The organism is Brevundimonas aveniformis DSM 17977 (assembly GCF_000428765.1).
Classification (GTDB): Bacteria; Pseudomonadota; Alphaproteobacteria; order Caulobacterales; family Caulobacteraceae; genus Brevundimonas; species Brevundimonas aveniformis.
Genome location: NZ_AUAO01000001.1, coordinates 490,966 through 511,187, shown reverse-complemented (window position 1 = coordinate 511,187; position 20,222 = coordinate 490,966). Strand labels below are relative to the sequence as shown.

Annotated in this window: 23 protein-coding genes; 17 read left to right on the top strand and 6 right to left on the bottom strand. The window is 65.1% G+C overall.

Annotated features, from left to right (window positions below):
- The first annotated feature begins 543 nt into the window (after positions 1-543).
- The 3 genes from G391_RS0102640 to G391_RS0102630 are packed head-to-tail and all read left to right on the top strand — an operon-like array spanning position 544 to position 1,758.
- On the top strand, positions 544-825 hold the full coding sequence (locus G391_RS0102640) for a type II toxin-antitoxin system RelE/ParE family toxin (protein ID WP_029086135.1): 282 nt from the start codon (positions 544-546) through the stop codon (positions 823-825).
- Positions 800-1,141 carry a HigA family addiction module antitoxin gene (locus tag G391_RS0102635; protein WP_029086134.1) on the top strand — a complete coding sequence of 114 codons (342 nt, stop codon included), beginning with the start codon at positions 800-802 and terminating at the stop codon, positions 1,139-1,141. Before G391_RS0102640 ends, G391_RS0102635 begins: the two co-directional genes overlap by 26 nt.
- Complete coding sequence (locus G391_RS0102630; RefSeq protein ID WP_029086133.1) at positions 1,138-1,758, top strand: hypothetical protein; 621 nt, start codon at positions 1,138-1,140, stop codon at positions 1,756-1,758. Before G391_RS0102635 ends, G391_RS0102630 begins: the two co-directional genes overlap by 4 nt.
- On the opposite strand, the gene cobS is transcribed toward G391_RS0102630, so the two are convergent.
- Both cobS and G391_RS0102620 read right to left on the bottom strand, forming a co-directional pair.
- Positions 1,755-2,759 (bottom strand): cobaltochelatase subunit CobS, encoded by a 1,005-nt coding sequence (cobS, locus tag G391_RS0102625; RefSeq protein WP_029086132.1) that lies wholly within the window; start codon positions 2,757-2,759, stop codon positions 1,755-1,757. The genes G391_RS0102630 and cobS overlap by 4 nt on opposite strands.
- Before the next feature lie 63 nt (positions 2,760-2,822).
- Positions 2,823-3,482 (bottom strand): J domain-containing protein, encoded by a 660-nt coding sequence (locus tag G391_RS0102620; protein ID WP_029086131.1) that lies wholly within the window; start codon positions 3,480-3,482, stop codon positions 2,823-2,825.
- Between the two features lie 46 nt (positions 3,483-3,528).
- Here G391_RS0102620 and G391_RS0102615 point away from each other — a divergent pair, with 46 nt between their 5' ends.
- From G391_RS0102615 to G391_RS0102585, 7 genes are all read left to right on the top strand, one after another.
- The gene (locus tag G391_RS0102615) at positions 3,529-3,828 is read left to right on the top strand and encodes a BolA family protein (RefSeq protein ID WP_029086130.1); all 300 of its coding nucleotides are present in this window, start codon (positions 3,529-3,531) and stop codon (positions 3,826-3,828) included.
- A gap of 64 nt (positions 3,829-3,892) precedes the next feature.
- Complete coding sequence (locus tag G391_RS13640; RefSeq protein ID WP_245572021.1) at positions 3,893-5,701, top strand: ATP-binding protein; 1,809 nt, start codon at positions 3,893-3,895, stop codon at positions 5,699-5,701.
- A gap of 126 nt (positions 5,702-5,827) precedes the next feature.
- On the top strand, positions 5,828-6,340 hold the full coding sequence (locus G391_RS0102605) for an RcnB family protein (RefSeq protein WP_029086129.1): 513 nt from the start codon (positions 5,828-5,830) through the stop codon (positions 6,338-6,340).
- A 109-nt stretch (positions 6,341-6,449) separates the two neighbouring features.
- Positions 6,450-6,830 (top strand): DoxX family membrane protein, encoded by a 381-nt coding sequence (locus tag G391_RS0102600; protein WP_029086128.1) that lies wholly within the window; start codon positions 6,450-6,452, stop codon positions 6,828-6,830.
- Between the two features lie 44 nt (positions 6,831-6,874).
- Entirely contained in the window at positions 6,875-7,366 is a 492-nt protein-coding gene (locus tag G391_RS0102595; RefSeq protein ID WP_035303483.1) for a methyltransferase family protein, read from the top strand.
- Positions 7,357-7,629 carry a hypothetical protein gene (locus G391_RS0102590; protein WP_029086126.1) on the top strand — a complete coding sequence of 91 codons (273 nt, stop codon included), beginning with the start codon at positions 7,357-7,359 and terminating at the stop codon, positions 7,627-7,629. Before G391_RS0102595 ends, G391_RS0102590 begins: the two co-directional genes overlap by 10 nt.
- Entirely contained in the window at positions 7,626-7,967 is a 342-nt protein-coding gene (locus G391_RS0102585) for a hypothetical protein (protein ID WP_029086125.1), read from the top strand. Before G391_RS0102590 ends, G391_RS0102585 begins: the two co-directional genes overlap by 4 nt.
- 24 nt (positions 7,968-7,991) lie before the next feature.
- On the opposite strand, the gene secA is transcribed toward G391_RS0102585, so the two are convergent.
- Complete coding sequence (secA, locus tag G391_RS0102580) at positions 7,992-10,910, bottom strand: preprotein translocase subunit SecA (protein ID WP_029086124.1); 2,919 nt, start codon at positions 10,908-10,910, stop codon at positions 7,992-7,994.
- A 204-nt stretch (positions 10,911-11,114) separates the two neighbouring features.
- Here secA and G391_RS0102575 point away from each other — a divergent pair, with 204 nt between their 5' ends.
- From G391_RS0102575 to G391_RS0102560, 4 genes are read left to right on the top strand one after another with little or no spacing between them, the layout of a single operon-like run.
- Positions 11,115-12,086: a foldase protein PrsA gene (locus tag G391_RS0102575; protein ID WP_035303482.1), complete on the top strand. Its 972-nt coding sequence runs from the start codon at positions 11,115-11,117 to the stop codon at positions 12,084-12,086.
- Positions 12,083-13,477, top strand: coding sequence for a bifunctional glutamate N-acetyltransferase/amino-acid acetyltransferase ArgJ (argJ, locus tag G391_RS0102570; protein ID WP_029086122.1), 1,395 nt, complete (start codon positions 12,083-12,085; stop codon positions 13,475-13,477). The genes G391_RS0102575 and argJ overlap by 4 nt, the downstream gene beginning before the upstream one ends.
- Positions 13,474-13,878, top strand: a complete 405-nt coding sequence (locus G391_RS0102565; protein ID WP_029086121.1) for a (deoxy)nucleoside triphosphate pyrophosphohydrolase — start codon at positions 13,474-13,476, stop codon at positions 13,876-13,878. The genes argJ and G391_RS0102565 overlap by 4 nt, the downstream gene beginning before the upstream one ends.
- 18 nt (positions 13,879-13,896) lie before the next feature.
- Positions 13,897-14,091, top strand: a complete 195-nt coding sequence (locus tag G391_RS0102560; protein WP_029086120.1) for a Flp family type IVb pilin — start codon at positions 13,897-13,899, stop codon at positions 14,089-14,091.
- Positions 14,092-14,122: 31 nt separating this feature from the next.
- Here the strand turns inward: G391_RS0102560 and G391_RS13635 are convergent, their stop codons facing one another.
- The 3 genes from G391_RS13635 to G391_RS0102540 all read right to left on the bottom strand — a co-directional run bounded on the left by G391_RS13635 (position 14,123) and on the right by G391_RS0102540 (position 17,677).
- Positions 14,123-14,368, bottom strand: coding sequence for an HxlR family transcriptional regulator (locus G391_RS13635; protein WP_035303481.1), 246 nt, complete (start codon positions 14,366-14,368; stop codon positions 14,123-14,125).
- A 137-nt stretch (positions 14,369-14,505) separates the two neighbouring features.
- The gene (locus tag G391_RS0102545; RefSeq protein WP_029086119.1) at positions 14,506-17,061 is read right to left on the bottom strand and encodes a hypothetical protein; all 2,556 of its coding nucleotides are present in this window, start codon (positions 17,059-17,061) and stop codon (positions 14,506-14,508) included.
- 124 nt (positions 17,062-17,185) lie between these two features.
- On the bottom strand, positions 17,186-17,677 hold the full coding sequence (locus tag G391_RS0102540) for a winged helix-turn-helix transcriptional regulator (protein ID WP_029086118.1): 492 nt from the start codon (positions 17,675-17,677) through the stop codon (positions 17,186-17,188).
- 173 nt (positions 17,678-17,850) lie between these two features.
- Here G391_RS0102540 and G391_RS0102535 point away from each other — a divergent pair, with 173 nt between their 5' ends.
- The 3 genes from G391_RS0102535 (at position 17,851) to G391_RS0102525 (ending at position 20,219) form a co-directional block, all read left to right on the top strand.
- A complete protein-coding gene (locus tag G391_RS0102535) occupies positions 17,851-18,678 on the top strand; it encodes a thioesterase family protein (RefSeq protein WP_029086117.1) in 828 nt (275 codons plus the stop codon).
- Between the two features lie 73 nt (positions 18,679-18,751).
- Positions 18,752-19,942 carry an acetyl-CoA C-acyltransferase gene (locus G391_RS0102530; protein WP_029086116.1) on the top strand — a complete coding sequence of 397 codons (1,191 nt, stop codon included), beginning with the start codon at positions 18,752-18,754 and terminating at the stop codon, positions 19,940-19,942.
- A gap of 55 nt (positions 19,943-19,997) precedes the next feature.
- Complete coding sequence (locus G391_RS0102525; RefSeq protein WP_029086115.1) at positions 19,998-20,219, top strand: hypothetical protein; 222 nt, start codon at positions 19,998-20,000, stop codon at positions 20,217-20,219.
- Positions 20,220-20,222: the final 3 nt, after the last annotated feature.

The following is a 20,222-nucleotide window of genomic DNA, read 5'->3' as shown; positions in this document are numbered from 1 at the left end:
GCGGTGCGCGCTGAGCAGGACTGTCAAAGACCACAGGCGCGCGCGCTCGGTTTCGCCCACCCCTTTCGCGATCATAGACGTGACGCCGGCGTCGGGGACTAAGGCGCGCCTGCGGTCGGTCCCTTGGTATCGAGAAGGGCGAGATTACACGGCGAAATTGCACGAGGATTGGTGGACGGTGGAAAGGCGACGCGCCTCGCCCTGGTGCCGCCTCATCCGACCCGCTTCGCGGTCCGCCTGCTCAGGCTCCGCGCCGCCCATCGGGTCCCGCAAGGGGAGAGGGGGATCGTGCGGGAGGCGGGATTTCCATCGCCCCCTCCCTTGTCATCCCGGCCGCAGCGAAGCGAAGAGCCGGGACAACGGCGAGGTTGGCGCGAATGCCGCCGCGTGGGGTGGAGGCGGCGCGGTTGTCCCGGCTCTCAGCGCTGCGCCGCTATGGCTGGGATGACAAGTCTGGAGGTGGTGGGGGCGGGAAGGCCGCGAGGGGGTGTGCTTCGGCCACATATGGGTTGCACCACATAACGTTATGCGTTATGATTTGGGATGATCCGGAGCTTTCGGGACCGCGAGACGGAGCGGGTCTGGGCCGGTCGGCGCTCCCGCAGATTGCCGCCGGATATCCAGGACAAGGCGCTGCGCCTGCTGCGTCAGTTGAACCGGAGCGCGGTTCTGGACGACCTGCGGGTTCCGCCCGGCAATCGGCTGGAGGCGCTGGTGGGGGATCGGCGCGGCCAGCATTCGATCCGGATCAATCAGCAGTGGCGGATCTGTTTCCGCTGGCGTGACGGAGGCTGTGACGATGTCGAAATCTGCGACTACCATTGAGGGGTTCGCTGAGACGGGCGCACCGGATGAGTGGCTGCACAATCCGACGCCGGGCGACATTCTGCTGGAAGATTTTCTCAAGCCCGCCGGACTGAGCCAGTCGGCCCTTGCCCGCGCCATCGGCGTGCCGCCCCGGCGGATCAATGAGATCGTGCTGGGCAAGCGCACGGTGACGGCCGACACAGACCTGCGCCTCGCCCGCTACTGGGGCCTTCGTCCGGGGTATTTCCTGGGGCTGCAGGCCGATTTCGACCTGGTGGAGCAGCGCCGCAAGTTGGGCGACGCTCTGGCGCGGATCACGCCGAGGGCGGCATGACACAATTCTCGGAATACGGCTCAGCAATAGCGCGCGGTCTGGTGGATGGCTGGCGTCAGTATCATCTCTGGACCCGCGACCCGAACATCCATGCTTGGGGGATCGAGCCGTTTCTGTCCGTCAAGGTTGCTCAGGCGCTTTATGAAGCGTCGGGCGGGGCTGGGTGGGTTACTTTGGAGACGCCGATCGCCAAACTCCACGAATGGAGCGGGGCCTCAACTGGGCGCGTGGCCGATAGCATCAACAAAAGCGGCCGGGTCGACGTGGCTTTCTACAATCGACTCGACCGCCTACGAGGGCTTGTCGAGGTCAAGCGCCACTTTGGATTCTCTGGTCTGAAGGCCGACTCGCACAGGCTTGTGGCCATGCTCGATAGGTTTGGAAAGAAGCACGAAGGATCGGTGCGCTGGGTGGCTGTCTGTGCGCTTCATTTGACCCTGCCGGGGAAGAAGCCTGCTGAAGCGAGAATGGCAGACGCGGCTAAAAAATTCAGGACCGAATTTCCGAAGCTGAAGGTCGACACCTACTCGGATCGATTGCCGCGGCCGAAATTCACCCGCCGTTTCGAAGGCTGTCCTGAGGACGCTGTAGGACTCTGTATTTTGCTACGCCCCTAACTCACCTTCACCCGCGTCGCCGCCTCGGGAAGGTCCTCGCCGAAGGCCCGCTGATAGAACTCGGCGATGGTCGGGCGCTCGAGCTCATCACACTTGTTCAGGAACGTCAGGCGGAAGGCCAGGCCGAGGTCGCCGTCGAAGATGATGGCGTTCTGGGCCCAGGTGATGACGGTGCGGGGCGACATGACGGTGGAGATGTCGCCGTTCATGAAGGCGTTCCTCGTCATGTCGGCGACGCGCACCATGGCGGCGATGCGGCGCTTGCCTTCGGGGTTGTTCCACTCGGGCACCTTGGCCAGGACGATCTCGGCCTCGACGTCATGGTCAAGGTAGTTGAGCGTGGTGACGATGGACCAGCGGTCGAGCTGGGCCTGATTGATCTGCTGGGCACCGTGATAGAGGCCCGTCGTGTCGCCCAGGCCCACGGTGTTGGAGGTGGCGAACAGGCGGAACCACGGGTTCGGGCGGATGACCCGGTTCTGGTCCAAGAGGGTCAGGCTGCCTTGCGCCTCCAGCACGCGCTGGATGACGAACATCACGTCCGGGCGGCCGGCGTCGTATTCGTCGAACACCAGGGCGATGTTGCGCTGGAGCGCCCAGGGCAGGATGCCCTCACGGAACTCGGTAACCTGCTTGCCGTCCTTGAGGACGATGGCGTCCTTGCCGATCAGGTCGATACGGCTGACGTGGGCGTCGAGATTGACCCGCACCATCGGCCAGTTGAGGCGGGCGGCGACCTGTTCGATGTGGGTCGACTTGCCGGTGCCGTGATAGCCCTGGACCATGACGCGGCGATCATGGGCAAAGCCGGCGCAGATGCTCAGCGTCGTCTGCGGATCGAAGCGATAGGCGGGGTCCAGCTCCGGCACATGGGCGTCGCCGGGCGCGAACACCGGCACCTTCATGTCGCTGTCGACGCCCAGCACCTCGCGCACCGTGGCCCAGCGTTCCGGCTGGGTGGTCAGAAGGGGATCGGCGGCGGTGGTGGATGATGTGGACATGGGCGTCGGCTTAGCGCGTCCGAACGGGGTGGTCGAGGGGCCTCAAGGCGGTGTCGGCGCCGATCAGGCCATGCCGGCCTTCTTGAGCGTACGGAAGGCCATCAGGACGCGCTGGAGCTTGTCTTCGGCCCCGCGGTCGCCCCCGTTCATGTCGGGGTGACAGCGCTTGATCAGGTCGTGGTAGCGCATGCGGATCTGCTGGGCGTCGACGCCGTATTCCAGATCCAGGTCGGCCAGGGCCTTGCGTTCCAGCTTGCCCAGGCGCGCGGCCGGGTCTGGCGCGGCCTCGGGCGCACGGCGGGCGCCGCCGAACATTTCGAAGGTGTCACGCCAGGAGCCGGCTCCGGTGTTCTTGCCGCTGCCGAACTTGGCGGCGAAGGCGGCGGCCTCTCGGCTGGCGCGGCCGGCCTGCATCTTCCAGGTGGGGCGTCCGCCGGTGGTCAGCTCATCCTCTCGGTGGGCGCGAACCTCGCCTTCGCTCATGCCGGCGAAGAAATTCCAGTTCCTGTTGTATTCGGCCGCGTGGGGCTGACAGAAATCGTAGAACTCGCGGGTTTCTCGCGACTTGGGCGCGCGCGCTGACGCTGCCTTGCGACAGGTCGGCCAGTCACACGGAATCTCTCCCGGCTTGAGGCCGAGGGCCTGGGCCTCGTCCTCTTCGGGCTTGGGCGGCTTGACCCGAATATCGGTAAAGCGCGGCCGGTATTGAAACGCATCGTCCATCACCCCCAAGTGTAAGGTTGATTCCGGCGTCTTCAAGGAAAGGACGATGATGAACACTGAAGGGCCCGTCGCGCGTGGCATTCGTACCAAGCTGGAAGCGGCCTTTGCGCCGACCTCGCTGGTGATTGAGGACGATTCCGCACGCCACGCCGGCCATCATCACGAAGGCGGTGTTGACGGACACGCAGGCGGGGAGAGCCATTTCAATGTGCGTCTGGTGTCGGCGGCCTTTGCCGGGATGAACCGCGTCGCCCGCCAGCGGGCGGTCAACGCCTGTTTGCAAGACGAATTGGCCGGACCCGTCCATGCCCTGTCGATCCAGGCGCTTGTTCCCGGAGAAGACTGACGTTCATTTGATCTTAGAAGTCCGAAGCTAGGGTCGCCCCTGATATTGGGGTCGGAGGCGAGCCATGGGGGTTACGGAACCGCAGCCAGCGTCGGCCATGGCTGCGTCGACGGCGGCTCAGCATGTGCCCCAGTCCGAAGCCGCACAGGCGCTGACGGCGATCCTGCAGACCCACTATCTTCGCTACGGTGTGATCCTGTCCTGGGCCTTGGGACTGACGGCGACGGTTGGGCTGCGTCTGGGCCTGGGCTGGCTGGTCCTGACCCTGGCGGCCGGGACCTACCGTGGCTGGATCGAGCGTCGCGTCGCAGCCCGGGTCGGGTCGGGATATGGCCTGTTGTTCCCGACCGTGGCGACCCTGACGACCTGCGCCTGGGCGCTGGCCCCGCTGATTGCCTGGTTCTCAGGCGCGTCCTTCGGGCGGCCCTTGGCCATGGTCTTCCTGGTGTCGGGCTATCTGCTGGTCTTCACCCAGCTGCGCTCGAGCCCCCGCCAGGCCGCCGTGATCTCGTCACCCTATGGTGTGGCGGCGCTGATCTGCCTGGCCAGCCTGTGGGGCACGCCTGACTTCTGGCCCTTCGTGGCGTCGATTCCCTTCATTGCCGCCGGCTTTTTTGTCCATGTGGTGATGACCATGGTGAAAGAGGCCCGCATCAAGGCCTTCCAGGACCATCAGGCACACCTGATTGCCGAACTGGAGACGGCCCGCGATCGGGCCGACGCGGCCAATCAGGCCAAGTCCGCCTTCCTGGGCGTGATCTCGCATGAGCTGAGGACGCCGATGAACGGCGTCCTGGGAGCTGCCCAGCTGCTATCGGCGACGCAGCTGGACAAGACCCAGCATGACTATGTGTCCATCGTCCGCAACTCGGGTGACAGCCTGTTGACGCTGCTCAACGACATCCTCGACATGACCAAGATCGAGGCCGGCCGCATGGAGTTCGACAACGCCGACGTTGATTTCGCTGAGCTGCTCGAGCGCGTGTCAGGCGTGGCCTCGGCTCAGGCTCAGGCCAGGCAGCTGGTCTACCGGCTGGAAACGAGCGATCAGATCCCGTCCGTCGTGCGTGGCGACCCGGTCCGGGTCGGCCAGATTCTCCAGAACCTGTTGTCCAACGCGATCAAGTTCACCCACGACGGTGAGATCGTCTTCCGGGTGATGGCAGAGCGTTTGACCGATGAACGTGTGAAGCTAGACTTTTCGGTGTCCGATACGGGGCCGGGGATTGCCAGCGCCGATCTCCAGCGGCTGTTTGAACCCTTCACCCAGCTTGATGGCTCTTCGACACGTCGCCACGGTGGCACGGGCCTGGGCCTGACCATCTCGCGGCGTCTGGCCGAGATCATGGGCGGCACGATCACTGTGGATACGCGCCTGGGCGTTGGCTCGACCTTCACCTTTTCCGTCGAGGCGGACGTCGTGGACTGGCATGTGCCGCAGGATGCGGAGGCGATCGACGACGAGGTGGCGTGTGAGCGGCCCCTCAAGGTTCTGGTCGTCGAAGACCATCCGGTCAATCGCATGATCATCGAGGCCTGGATGTCGAGCGTCGGCCACAGCACGGTGACCGCCGAGAATGGCCAGTTGGCCCTGGATATCTGTGCCGTCGAGGCCTTTGACCTGATCCTGATGGACGTGAATATGCCGGTGATGGACGGGCTGTCGGCAACGCGAATCCTCCGTCAGGCGCCGGGGCCAAACCAGCATGCTCCGCTGGTGGTCCTGTCGGCCTCGGCCCGGACCGAGGACCATGAGGCCGGTCTTGCGGCCGGTGCGGACGCCTATCTGAACAAGCCGATCGACTTCCGGGCCCTGGGTCAGGTTCTCGAGCGATCCGCGGCGGGCCGTGAGGCCCTTCGCCAGGCGGCCTGACCATCTGCCAGGATGAACCTGGGATGACCCGTGCTGTTCAGCGCGAGGTCAGGACGCAGACGCCATAACCCCTCCATGGACGGCAAAGGCGGCCCCCGCCGCGACGGCCGAAAACGGAGATGATCCATGAAAAAGTCCCTGAGCCTGGCTCTGGCGGGTCTTATGGCCGTCGGCACCCTCGGCACCGCTGGTATGGCCTCGGCCCAATCCTATGGACGCGGTTCCGACCGTGACCATGATCGCTACGAGCGCCAGCACGACCGCTATGATCGTCGTGACGATCGACGGGATGACCGCTACGATCGCCGCGATGATCGACGCGATGACCGTTGGGAGCGTCGTGGCGACCGCCATGACCGCGCAGAACAGCGCCGCTATGAGCGGTGGCAGCGTGCCCAGCGCCGCTACAGCGCCGGCCGCTACTATGCACCGCGCGGCTATCAGACCCGTGCCTGGGCCTATGGCCAGCGCATGCCCTACCAGTACCGGACCAACCAGTATGTGATCCGTGACTATGGACGGTATGGCCTCTACGCCCCGCCGTATGGCTATGAATACGTCCGTAGCGGCAATGACGTGGTCCTGGCCGCCGTGACCACCGGCCTGGTTGTCGCGGTTATCGCCAGCATGTTCCAGTAAGGCGGACAGCCGTTTCTGGCGGACGCCCCGGAGAGAGATCTCCGGGGCGTATCCGCGTGTGGGTTGAGCGCAGATGACGCGCGGCAGCGGCGGCGCTACAAGTTAGGCCATGCACCCGCTGGTCCTCGTCGAACATCTCGGCCTCGCCCTGATCGGGCTGTATTTCGTCTGGGGCGGGCTCAATCATTTTCGCATCTTCCGCGAGGTCCGCGCCATGCTGGCAGAGCGCGGCTGGCCGTTGCCGGGAACGATCCTGGTCTTTGCCTCCCTGTGGGAAGCGGCGGCCGGGGCGCTGCTGGCGTCCGGGTTCCATACGGTCTGGGCTGCGGGGGCCCTGATCCTGTTTGTGGCCCTGGCCAATCTGTTGTTGCTGGATTTCTGGAATCAGGAGGGCGAGGCTCGTTCGGCATCCTTGAACGGCTTCCTGGTCAATGTCGCGGTTATCGGTGGACTGGTCCTGGCGATTGCCTTGGCAAAATCGGGCGTCTGATCGTGTGGTGACGTTCCAGCACGGGTCATTGTAAGACAGCCCCCATGATCCAGACCCCGCCTCCCGCGCCGGACGCCCATGCCGGTGTCATTGCCCCGCCACCCCTGATCTATTTTGGCTTCCTCTTGCTGGGTTGGGTGCTGGATACCTACGTCCTGCATCTGTCGATGCCTTTTGAGCTGACGTTCCCGGTCAAGGTGATCGCGGTTGTGCTCATCGTGGCCGGTCTGGGCCTGGAGATGTGGGCCGGAGGCCTGTTCAAGAAGGCGGGGACCAATGTGGTGCCCTGGTCGCCGTCGACGGCCCTGGTCGCGACCGGGCCGTACCGGTTCAGCCGCAACCCGATGTATGTCGGCTTCACCTTGGTCTATCTGGGCCTGGCGCTGGGCCTGCAGAGCCCGTCGGCGATGATTCTGCTGCTGCCGTGTCTGGCCCTGATGACCTGGGGCGTGATTCAGCGTGAAGAACGCTATCTGGCCGCCAGATTCGGCCAGCCCTATCTCGACTACAAGGAGCGTGTCCGTCGATGGCTGTGAACGGCGACGATCTGGCCGCCATGGTCGATGAGGAACTCGACCAGGCCCAGGCGCTGAGCTGGGAAGAGCTCAGGCGCATCACGCCTTGGGGCGACAGCTATACGGGGCTGACCCCCGCAGGCGACGAGGTCGAGGTCGAGCGCAACTACCTGTGGTGCGACGACGGCAACGCCATTCAGATTGAGGTCAGCGTTCGCCGCATCGGCGACCGTGATCCGGGAGCCTTTGGCAAGATTATCGCGCGCCCGCGGGGCGACGCATGATCTGTCGGGTCTGGCGCGGCTGGACGCGACGTGAGGACGCTGAAACCTATCAGGCCGTCATCCATCATCAGGTGATCCCGGACATCGAGGGCCTCTGCCTGGAAGGTTTCCAGCTGATCGACCTGATGCGGCGCGACATCGATGGGCCGGAGGGCGCGGAGACGGAATTCTCCACCCTGATGTGGTTCTCGTCGATCGAGGCGGTGAAGGCCTTTTTGCCGCAAGGCCATGACCTGGCCTATGTGCCGGAAGAGGCCCTGGGCCTGCTGATACGGTTCGACCGTACAGCCGCCCACTATGAGGTGCTGGACCATCGACAGCAGCCGATCCGTCGCTGACGGACCGGCTGTGTTCGGCGCAGTCTAGACCAAAGCCCCGTGGCAGTGCTTGAACTTGCGGCCTGAGCCGCACGGGCAGGCGGCGTTGCGGCTGGTGCGCTCCCAGCCTTCGGGCAGCATCGACACCGGCAGCTTGGAACGTTGATCGGCCGAGCCGAGTCCCTCGGGCAGCTGGGCCGCCGGGTTGGCCATCTCGTTCTCGCCGGTCTGGGGATTCAGGTGAACCTCCTGGATGTCGAGCGGCGGCGGCGGCGGGCGGAACTGGAATTCGACCGTCATCAACCAGCGGGTTACGTTCTGGCGCAGGTTCGACAGCAGACCCTCGAAAAGCGAATAGGCCTCAGTCTTGAATTCATTCAGCGGATCGCGCTGGGCGTAGCCTCGCAGACCGATGACGGCCCGCAGGTGATCCAGATGCACCAGATGCTCGCGCCATTGCATGTCGATCATCTGAAGCAGGAAGTTCTTCTCCAGGCCGCGCATCTGGTCGGCCCCGATCAGGCCCAGACGCTCAGCCGCGCGGGCTTCGGAAGCGGCCTGAATGCGCTCTTCCATCTCTTCGTTGGAGACGCCTTCTTCGGCAGCCCATTCGGCGATCGGCAGCTCAAGACCCAGGGTCGAGCGGACGCGCTCGTCCAAGCCTTCAACGTCCCATTGTTCGGCATAGGCCTTCTCTGGCAGGAACCGCTCGACCATCTCGGCCACGGAATCCTGACGGAACTCGTCGACCAGCTCGGACAGATCGTCGGACTGCAGGAACTCCTGGCGCTGTTCGAAGATGGCCTTGCGCTGCTCGTTGATGACGTCGTCGTACTTGAGCAGGTTTTTACGGATCTCGAAGTTGCGCTGCTCGACCCGCTTCTGGGCCGTCTCGATGGCTGAATTCAGCCACTTGTGGCTGATGGCCTCGCCTTCGGCGACGCCGAAGTTGCGCATGATCGAATCCAGGCGGTCACCGGCAAAGATGCGCAGCAGGTCGTCTTCACACGACAGGTAGAACTTCGAGAAGCCGGGGTCGCCCTGACGACCGGTTCGACCGCGAAGCTGGTTGTCGATGCGGCGGCTCTCGTGACGTTCCGTGCCGAGAACGAACAGCCCACCCGCCTTGAGCGCCTCATCGCGGCGACCGACGATCTCGGCGGCGATGCGCTCACGCTCGACCAGTTCGGCGGCCGGGTCAGGCTCCTGGCCGGCATCGCGCAGGTCGGCTTCCCAGCGCAGCATGTGCATGTCGAGGTTGCCGCCCAACTGAATGTCGGTGCCGCGACCGGCCATGTTGGTGGCGATGGTGACGGCACCCGGCAGACCGGCGTCTGCGACGATAAGGGCTTCCTGTTCGTGGTGACGCGCGTTCAGGACGTTGTGCGGCACCCCGACACCGTTGCGGGTCTGGATCTCGAAGGCGTCGTCGCCGAGCTTTTCGCGCAGCTTCTTGCCGGTCTTGTCGGCTTCAAGCTCGCGTCGCGACCAGATCAGCTTGATCGACTTGCCGCCCGTGGCCTCCATGAGGCGCTCGACCTGGTCGTCCTTGACGCGCCAGACCTCAACCTCAAAGGGGAATTCCGCCAGCATCTTGGAAAGCTGCTCGGATCTCTCGATCGAGACGGTGCCGACCAGGACCGGCTGGCCCAGGACGTGACGCTCGGCGATGAGCGAACAGATGGCCTGGTTCTTCTCGGCCATGGTCCGATAGACCTCGTCGTCCTCGTCGATCCGCTGGATCGGACGATTGGTCGGGATCTCGACCACATCCATCTTGTAGATGTCGTGGAATTCGCTGGCCTCGGTGGCCGCGGTGCCAGTCATGCCCGACAGCTTGTCGTAGAGGCGGAAATAGTTCTGGATCGTCACCGATGCCAGGGTCTGGTTTTCCGGCTGAACCTTGACCTTCTCCTTGGCCTCGATGGCCTGGTGCAGGCCTTCAGACAGGCGCCGCCCCTGCATCATCCGGCCCGTGAACTCGTCGATCAGGATGATCTCGCCGGCGCGGATGATGTAATCCTTGTCGCGCGTGTACAGCATGTTGGCGCGCAAGGCCTGGTTGACGTGGTGAACCACCGAGATGTTGGCAGGGTCGTACAGCCCGGCGGAATCCTCGGCCAGGTGGCCGGCTGCGGCCAGAAGATCCTCGACCTTCTCGGATCCAATCTCGCTGAGCAGGACCTGACGCTGTTTTTCGTCGAGGTCATAGGTGGTTTCGTCCTTGATCAGCTCACGGACGATTTCATCGACGACGAGGTAGAAGTCCGACCGGTCTTCGGTCGGGCCCGAGATGATCAGAGGCGTGCGCGCCTCATCGATGAGGATCGAATCGACCTCATCGACGATTGCGAAGTTGTGGCCGCGCTGGACCATTTCGCGCACGTCATAGACCAGATTGTCGCGAAGATAGTCGAAGCCGAATTCGTTATTGGTGCCGTAGGTGATGTCGGCCTGATAGGCGGCGGTCCGTTGGGCCTGGGACAGGCCGTTGACGACGACACCGACCTCAAGCCCGAGGAAGCGATAGATCCGCCCCATCCAGTCGGCGTCACGTCGTGCCAGATAGTCATTGACCGTGATCAGATGTACGCCCTTGCCGGTCAAGGCATTGAGATAGGTCGGGGCAGTGGCCACCAGGGTCTTGCCCTCACCGGTGCGCATTTCGGCAATGCCGCCCTGATGGATGATCATGCCGCCGACGAGCTGAACATCGTAGTGGCGCTGACCCAGGGTGCGTTTCGCGGCCTCGCGCACGACGGCGAAGGCCTCGTTGAGGATCTGGTCCAGGGTTTCGCCCGCCTCCAGGCGGTCGCGGAACGTCTGGGTCATCATCCGCAGTTCGTCGTCGGACAGAGCCTCGTAGCGGGCCTCCAGCGCGTTGATCTTCTGAACACGCACCAGCATGTCCTTGACCTTGCGGTCGTTTGAGGAACCGAAGAGTTTCTTGGCGATGCCGAGCATGGAGTACCGGTCAGACAGGCGCGGTGCGCCGCCGCTTGGGAGGAAGACAAGGAGCTTGACAGCGGGGCGGGATGCGCCGCGGCCAGGCGTTTCGAGCGGGTTCAATCCCCTCGACTTGGGCGCGCGTGAGACTTAAGCAGCCCCCCTAGCCCTGTCAACGATACGGGCCCATCATCATTGTCTGCGTTTGGCGAGGCCTGGCTTATGAGCGTCCTTTCGGTTCAGCGGATTCTGACGGCCCTCAGTCTCGTTGTCGTTCTGGGCGCAACGGCCTGTAGCCGGACCCCGTCGGATGAACGCCCGCCGCAGCCCGGCGATATTGTGGTGGCGCGGGTGTCCGGCGATCCGATCTGGGCGTCGGATGTGAAACGTGAGGCGGTCGCCCAGGGCCTGATCGGGGAGGGCGAGCCGCTCGACCCGGCCACAGTTCTGTTTCGGCGGGTTCTGGATGAGGTGATTGACCAGGAGCTTCTGGCTCGGGAAGCCGAACGTCAGGGGCTGGACGATACGCCGCTGGCGCGTCAGCGCCTTGAGGCCGCCCGCAAGCGTATTCTCGGCGACATGCTGGTCGAGACGGTGGTGGATGATGCCATCACCGGTCGCGCGGTCGAGGAACTGTATCAGGAGCAACGCCGCCTGACCGAGCAGTCCGAAGAGTTTCGGGCGCGCATGATCCTGGTGCGGACGCGCGAAGAGGCCGATGCGGTCATGTCGCTGTTGGCCAATGGCGCGTCGTTCGAGGCCCTGGCGGCGGACCGTTCGATTGATGAATCGACCCGCTTCAACGGCGGTGATCTGGACTACTTCACCGCTGACACCATGCCGCCGGCCTTTGGACGGGCGCTGACCGATGCGCGGGCCGGCGACACGGTCGGTCCCTTCCAGGCGGAAGGCGGCTGGGCAGTGTTACGCGTTGAGGACCGCCGTCAGGAGCAGCCCCTGACCCTGGAGCAGGCGCGCCCGCAGATCCTGCGTTTCCTGACCTATGATCAGGTCCGCCAGCTGCTTGAAAGGCTGAGGGGGCGGGCAGAAATCGAGATTCTGCTTCGTGATGACCCGATGGCGGTTCCCGGAGCGCCAGAAGAGCCGGCCTCGGCACCTCCGGCACGGCGTGAGAATGCCGCCTCCCCGACAGCACCGGTGGCCCCGTCGCCGGCGGCGGGCGCCGCCCAATGAGCCGTTCGTCAGGCAAGTCAGGCGGGATAGGCGACAGCGCCAAGGCTGTCGGCCAGACGCTGGAGCGTGCGCTCGATCCTTTGGCCTCGGCCATCAAGAAGGCGTCGGGCCAGAAACCCGCAACCGCGGCTGTTTCGCCCACACCAGGCAAGCCGGGGTTGGCGATCTCGCCTCTGGCCGTGCCACTGCCGCGCATGAAGGCCATTCCCGGCGTGGAGATGGCGGTGGCCCGGGCGGGCTTCTACAAGCACGACCGACCGGATCTGGTCGTGTTTCGCTTTGCCGAAGGGACGACTGCGGCAGGTGTCTTTACCCGTCACAAGATCGGATCGGCCCCGGTCGACTGGTGCAAGCGTCACCTGGAGGGGGCGGGCGGAGACGAAGTGCGCGCCCTGGTGGTGAACGCCGGCTGTGCCAATGCCTTCACCGGCCGTCCGGGGGCGGATGCGGCCCGACGCACGGCCTCAGAGGTCGCCAAGCGGTTCGACTGTCGCCAGCGGGATGTCCTGTTGGCCTCGACCGGTGTGATCGGCGTCGTTCTGGACGACAAGAAGATCGCCGCCCGCATTCCAGACATCGAAAAGGCGCTCAAACCCGGCCAGTGGGACGAGGCGGCGCGCGCCATCATGACGACGGATACCTTCCCCAAGGGGGCCTATGCCGAGGCCGAAATCGAGGGGGTCAAGGTTCGCATCGCCGGCATCGCCAAGGGATCGGGCATGATCGCGCCGGACATGGCGACCATGCTGGGCTTCGTCTTCACCGATGCGGCCCTGTCGCCCGGCGTCCTTCGCGCGCTGTTGTCGCTTCATGTGAGGTCGACGTTCAACTCGGTGACGGTCGACGGGGATACCTCGACCAATGACACCTGTTTGCTGATTGCCACGGGCCAGTCCGGCGCGCCGCGCATCGGTCGGGTCGGCGACCGTCGCCTGGCGGACTTTTCTGCGAAGCTGGAGAAGGTGCTGTTGAGCCTGGCCCACCAGCTGGTGCGCGACGGGGAGGGGGCGACAAAATTCGTCAAGGTTCAGGTTTCAGGGGCAGCCAGCCCCGCTTCGGCCCGCCGGATCGCCAAGTCGATCGCCGAAAGCCCGCTGGTGAAGACCGCCATTGCGGGCGAGGACGCCAACTGGGGCCGTATCGTCATGGCTGTGGGCAAGACCGAAGAACCCGTTTCGCGGGATCGTCTGGCCATCAAGTTCGGGCCGCATCAGGCCGCCATCGACGGTGCGCCGGCACCGACCTACGACGAGGTCAAGATGAGCGCCTATATGAAACGATCCGAATTGGAGATTTCGGTCGACGTCGGGGTTGGGCGCGGCCAGGCGGCGGTTTGGACCTGTGACCTGACCAAGGGCTACATCGAGATCAACGGCGACTATCGCTCGTGACCCTCCCCATCGTCCTCGTAGCGGCCGCGGCGCTCGTTGATGACGAGGGCCGGGTGCTGATCGCCCAACGCCCCGAAGGCAAGCAGTTGGCCGGGTTGTGGGAGTTTCCCGGTGGCAAGGTCGAGCCGGGCGAACGGCCTGAAGAGGCCCTTATCCGCGAGCTGGATGAGGAACTTGGGATCCAGGTGAAAGAGTCGTGTCTGGCCCCCTACGTCTTTGCCAGCCATGCTTATGAAACCTTTCACCTTCTCATGCCATTGTGGCTGTGTCGGCGCTGGGACGGGGTGGTAATCAATCGCCATCACGCGGCCCTGGCGTGGGTTCGGCCCAATCGAATGGCCGAATATCCCATGCCGCCGGCGGACCTGCCCCTGGTCGCGCACCTCTGCGACCTGCTTTAGGATGAAAGGAGGCGGAGCTTGAAACGACTGTTCCGCCAACTGGCGAAAGACCTCCGGGGCGCGACGGCCATTGAGTACGGCCTCATCATCGCCGGCATCGCCCTGACGATCTTTGCGGCCTTCAGCCTGTTTGCCGGTAACGGCACCAGCATCTTCAACGGTGCGATGAACACGACATCGGCGACCCTGGAGGCCAGCCGGTCGGGCAACTAGCCCGGCAACGCCGCCGTCGCGCCGTCGGGGTTCAGGCGGCCTCGTCCCTGGACAGGATTTCCCCGACGGTTGGGCGGACCTGCAGCACGATCATTTCGATATCGCTGCGTTTGACGATCTCGCCGCAACAATCGCAGGCGACGCGGGGCTTGAGCTGCTGACCGCACGGCATGTGTTTGAACACAACCCCGGCTTCCATGTCTCCATAGAGGTGTTTGGACCCCCAGGCGTGCATGGTCACCAGCACGTCGGCCAGATCCTTGCCTTTCTGGGTCATGTACGCCACCGCCACAGCCCAGGTGCTCAGCGGCCTGGTCGAGCTCCAGGCCGAAGCGTTCGTTCTGGTCTTTTGTGGCGTGGCCACGGCCCTGTGGCTCACCTCCGCCGCCTGATCACACGACGAACACCCGCCGATCACATGGCATCGCGAAAGATGCAGGCCAGTTGCTGAGCCGCCTCAGGGTCGGCAAGGATCTGGGCCATCATCTCGGCCCGAACTTGCTCGGGAACCTGAGCCGCATATTGTTCCAGCAGACGGCGCACCTCCTCGGGCGTCAGAGCACATTGACCGGTACCCAACACCCCGCCGGTTCCCGAGGGGCCTCGTGCCGGTCCCGGCTCAGGATCGCCTCGGCGATCAGCCATCTCCATCTCGCGACGGTCCGAGGCAGACAGGCTCACCCATAGCCGCTCCCCCAGCAGGTCAATCGGGCGAGGTGCGATCATGGCCCGGCGCGACGCTGGGGCCAGCGGCAAGGCCACGACCGCCTCCAACTCGCCGGAAATCGTCCCCGCCAGATAGGCCTGGCATTGTTGAGGCTCAAAGCGCGCCTGGTAGCGGACCTTGAGATAGCCGGGCCCCGCCTCCTCCACTGTGATTGTGCCTTCGCCATAGCTCGAGGGCAGCAGGGTCCCGCGCGTCTCTGCCGGAAGGTCTTCGTAACTCACCGAGGCGTCAGCAGCGTAGGTTCCGGGCCCCGTGATCGCCGTGCGCGCCGAAAGGCTGAACGAGACCTGCCGGGGCGCCAGCCCTTCGAGCCCTGTAAGGCTACCACCACCGGATGCCGCCGCCATGGCTTGGGCTCCCAGACCCGTGACCGCGGCCATACGCCCGGCGCAGACAGCGTCCGGCGACCCGGCTGGAGCCGTCGAAACAGTTTGACCAACTCCCACCTGCGACAGCGCGAACTGGACGCGCACGCAGTCGGTCATTTGCCGCATAAAGTCAGGCGAGCCTGCGGCCAGGAAGTGGCCGGTGATGGCAAAGTCGTCGGCATCCAGCGCCGCCGCGTGGAAGCTGACGACCGGCAAGCTGTAGGTCTGCGCCACACCCAGCGAAAGCCGCTGTTGATCTCGGCACGGATCACCATCCGCCGGCAATGACGTCCCGCTGAGATTCTGTCGGGCCTCGTGGGCCCCCGCGCCAACCGTCAAGTCCAGGTCCATCGGTCGGGTCGAGCCGGGACGGTCGGGATGCTGATTGGTGAAGACCAGCGTCATTCTATCATCGCCAAAGGCAGGGTCGGGCCGCAGGACGACCTCCCAGACCTTGGTTGCCTCGCCGGTCGCGGTGTTTTCCACGACGATGCCGGGCCGGATGAGCGGTGTGTGATGGCGTCGGTCAAAAGCCTGAACCCCGCCTTCGCGTTCGACGGTGAGGGTATCGGACCAATTCTGGTCGGCAGATAGATGAAGCGCGTCCAGTCCCGCCGCATCCACGCCGTGCGCTCTGGCCACAACGGTGAAGACGGGAGGCAGTTCAGGGTCGGGCGGCGGCCCATCCCAAGCCACGACGATGCAGTTGGACGCCGCCTCTGCCAGCTCCAGGTCGACCGGCACGGCGGCCACCTCGTGCGACAGCGACACGGGTGCGCATCCGGGCGCGGCATTGACGCTGATCATCGCCTCTTGCCAGATCTCACGTCGAAACACGCCACGTCCGCGAAGGGCGGGGTCGGACTGCCAGTTGGCCGTAATGTCGTTCCAATTGATGGTCGCCAGGGCCCGGTCGAGACCGATGCCGGCATCGCTTGTTCGGCGCAGGGCGGAATCCAGCCAGTCCCGTAGGGCTGGGTCCGTATCGTCCGACGGCGCGCTAGCCAGAAGCGGTTCCAGGAAGGTCCAGTCCCGGACCCAACCCGCATAGTACCAGAACCAGCTGTCGGGAGAGCTTCCAGCCCGCACGGAAAAGAGCGGGTGGTCGACCGGTCGCAGGCCACCCATACGCCGAGCCAGGCCCGTCGGCGACGCCAGCGCGACCTGATCGTCAAACCGGGAAACGCCGAGCCGATCCAGCATCCGCCCGATGATCTGGTCATCCCAACTGTCGCCGTCTCGCGTCAGGTCTCCCCACAGTCCCGATTGGCCGAGCGCTCCTCCCAATCCATTCAAGGCCAGTCCCACCGGCGAGGTGCGGGCCTCGGAGACGGGAACGGGCGACAGGTTCAACCGGTCTGCGCAGTAGTCTCGCATCTGACGCCAGCCGATTGCCATGGCGATGGACAATTCCGGATAGGCCGACATCCAGGTGCTGGAATCTGGCGCGTCGAACCAGGACACCGGTACGGTCAGGTACTCGCTGTCGCCCTGGGCTCCACAACCTCCGGCAAAAGCCCGGTCATCGGCCCGCATCCGGATCATGATGCCGATCATCCGCTCAGGACCAGGCTGGGGTGGCTGAAAAGTCGCCGGGTCGTTCCAGCCGACCAGGCCGAACGGCCGACCGGTCCTCGGGTATTGCCGCAGAACCCGATCAACCGCTGCCTCTATTCGCGACGTTTCAACGGCGTCACGTGGGCGGGCCGAGACATAGTCCACCTCTGCGGCGGGATCATTCCATTGTGCCCAAGGCTGTTCGCCCGACCAAACCCGCAAGGTCGGGGCCGAGGATGGTTGAGCCTGCGCGTGCCCCGAAGCCATCAGGGCCAGCGCCGCGGCGCTCCCTGCCAGCCAGTTTTTGTATCGGTCCATCGCTCTGCCTCCCAGCAACGCTTACTGTTGGGAGTACGCAGAACGGGTCCGAGGTCGGACATCTGGCTCTAAAATCCAGCGTGCTGGAGGCTGACGGCTGCGTTACGGCTTCAGACGATCCTGCCTATGCCGCCTCGTCCCTGGACAGGATTTCCCCGACGGTCGGGCGATCCTGCAGCACGATCATTTCGATATCGCTGCGTTTGACGATTTCGCCGCAGCAATCGCAGGCGACACGGGGCTTGAGCTGCTGACCGCACGGGATGTGTTTGAAGACAACCCCGGCTTCCATGTCTCCATAGAGGTGTTTGGACCCCCAGGCGTGCATGGTCACCAGCACGTCCGCCAGATCCTTGCCCTTCTGGGTCAGGACATATTCGTTGCGCGGAGGGCGGGCGGAGTACTGGCGCGCCTCAAGGACGCCGTGGGCCACCAGCGTCTTCAGCCGTGAGGCCAGGACATTGCGCGCAACGCCCAGCCGTTCCTGCCATTGCTCGAAACGGCTGATGCCCTTGAAGGCGTCACGGATGACAAGCAGCGTCCAGGGGTCGCCGATGACCTCCAAGGTCGCGGCGATCGAGCAGCTTTGATCGGAATAGTCAGCAGTACGTCCCATGCCGACGAAGATGACGCTCCGTCAGGCATTTGACAAGTGGGTTGCGAAAACGAACGCGCCCGATTAGGTTTTTAATCGCAACGTTATCGAATCGCCTCGATTCGGATCGTCGCCAACCTGCACCTCGGGCGGGGGCGCTTGCGCTCCCGCCCGCCTTTGTCCAAGCCGCGCCCATGACCGACCAAACCCTGCCCGAGGCCCTGAGCCTGACCCGCAACGGCGAGGCGCTCAGCGCCTATCTCACCGGCGGCTTCTCGAATGGACCTCAGGGCGGGCCGCCCGAGGCCGGTGCGCCGTTCGGCGGACTGCTGGCCGCTCTGGCGGCCAAGGCCATGCGCGAGGGGCTGGACCTGACGTCGCCGCTTAGAACCCTGTCGGTTCAGTATCTCGCCGCCGCGCGCTTCGAGCGCGAGATCATGTTGCGGCCCCGCACCCTGCGGGGCGGGCGCCGCGTCGCCTATACGGCGCTGGAGGCCTTCCAGGGGGATCGGCTGACCCTGCACGCGACGGCGACCTGGGGCCGGGATGCGCCCAGCGTCGCCCTTGCGCCCCTGACCGCGCCGCCGCCGCCGCGCGACGACAGGCTGATCCGCGATCAGCTTTCGGACCCCTTGTCGCCGTGGTTCACGCGTCAGGTCGACTACATCTATGTCGACGGTCCCAATATCTTCGGCGGCAATGTCGGCAAGCCGCCGATTGAACGCGTGTGGATGCGGACGCGCGATGGCGCACCGCTCGACGCGGACCGATTGTGTTTTCTGCTGGACGCCCTCTATCCACCGGCCTGGACCGCCTTCACCTCGCCGCCGATGATGACCTCGGTGGACCTGCGCTACGATCTACTCGCCGATCCGACCCCCGAACTGTGCCCGGACGGCTGGGCCTTCTTTGAATTCACTCTGCTGGACATCGGTTTGGGCTGGTCGGTCGACGACGTCGTCTGCCGGGCCGCAGACGGCACGCCCCTGGCGGTGGCCCGGCAAAGGCGCAAGATCCTTTAGGACGCCGTAGCGTGACGCCGGACCGATCCAGGCCTATATCCCCGCCGACCCTTTAGCTTCAGGACATCTCCCCATGACCCAGGCCAACGATCCCGTCGTCATCGTCTCCTTCGCCCGCACCCCGATGGGCGGTTTTCAGGGTGTGCTGTCTGGCGTCAAGGCGACGGACCTGGGTGCCCAGGCCGTCAAGGCCGCCGTCGAGCGTGCCAAGGTCGATCCGGCCAAGGTCGATCAGATTTTCATGGGCTGCGTCCTGCCCGCCGGCCTCGGCCAGGCTCCGGCCCGCCAGGCGGCGCTGGGTGCCGGCCTGGGCCAGAATGTCGAGGCCACCACCGTCAACAAGATGTGCGGCTCGGGCCTCCAGGCCGCGGCCATGGCCCACGACGCCCTGAAAGCCGGGACCGCCGACGTCATCGTCGCCGGCGGCATGGAGAGCATGACAGGGGCACCCTATGTCATGGCCAAGCATCGCGGCGGCGCCCGCATCGGCCACGATGTGATTTCCGACACCATGTATCTGGACGGTCTGGAAGACGCCTACACGCCCGGCAAGCTGATGGGGGCCTTCGCCGAGGATTCGGCCGGCCAGTACCAGTTCACCCGAGAACAGCAGGACGCCTACGCCATCGAGAGCCTGGCCCGCGCCAACGCGGCCATCGCCTCGGGGGCCTTCGCCGCCGAGATCACGCCCGTCGAGGTCAAGACCCGCGCCGGGACTGAAACCGTCGACACCGACGAACAGCCCGGCAAGGCCCGCCCCGACAAGATCCCGACCCTGCGTCCGGCTTTCGCCAAGGACGGGACCATCACCGCCGCCAACGCCTCCTCGATCAGTGATGGTGCCGCCGCGCTGGTTATGACGCGCGAATCGACGGCCAACGAGCTGGGTCTGCCCATCGTCGCCCGCGTCATCAGCCATGCCGCCCACGCCCATGAACCGGCCCTGTTCACCACCGCCCCGGTCCCGGCTATGCGCAAGGCTTTGGACAAGGCTGGCTGGACCGTCGACGACGTCGACCTGTGGGAGATCAATGAGGCCTTCGCCGTCGTCCCCATGATCGCCATGCAGGAGATGGGCCTCGACCACGCCAAGGTGAACGTCAACGGCGGCGCTTGCGCGCTCGGTCACCCCATTGGTGCCTCGGGTGCCCGCGTCATGGCGACCTTGCTGGGCGCGCTTCAGATGCGCGGCGGCAAGAAGGGCGTGGCGTCGTTGTGCATCGGCGGCGGCGAGGCTGTGGCCATGGCGGTCGAGCTGGTCTGACGACTTGAGGTTGCCAAGGCGCACGGCCTGCCCCTAGATCGGGGCTGGAGGCGTCATGGATCGCGAAGCCCGCATCGCTATCATGCTGGTTGCACTGATCGTCGGCTGGGTCGCGGCCCTGATCGTGCTGACCCGCTGGCTCGTGCCCATGATCCTGTCGTCCCGGTTCAACGGGGCCCTGCCCGTCGCCACCGTCGTCGGCGTCGTCGGCGTGCTGGGCCTGGCCTGGCTGGCCTTCCGCATCTTTCGCTGGGCGCGCCGCGCCTTTGGCCGCTAGGAG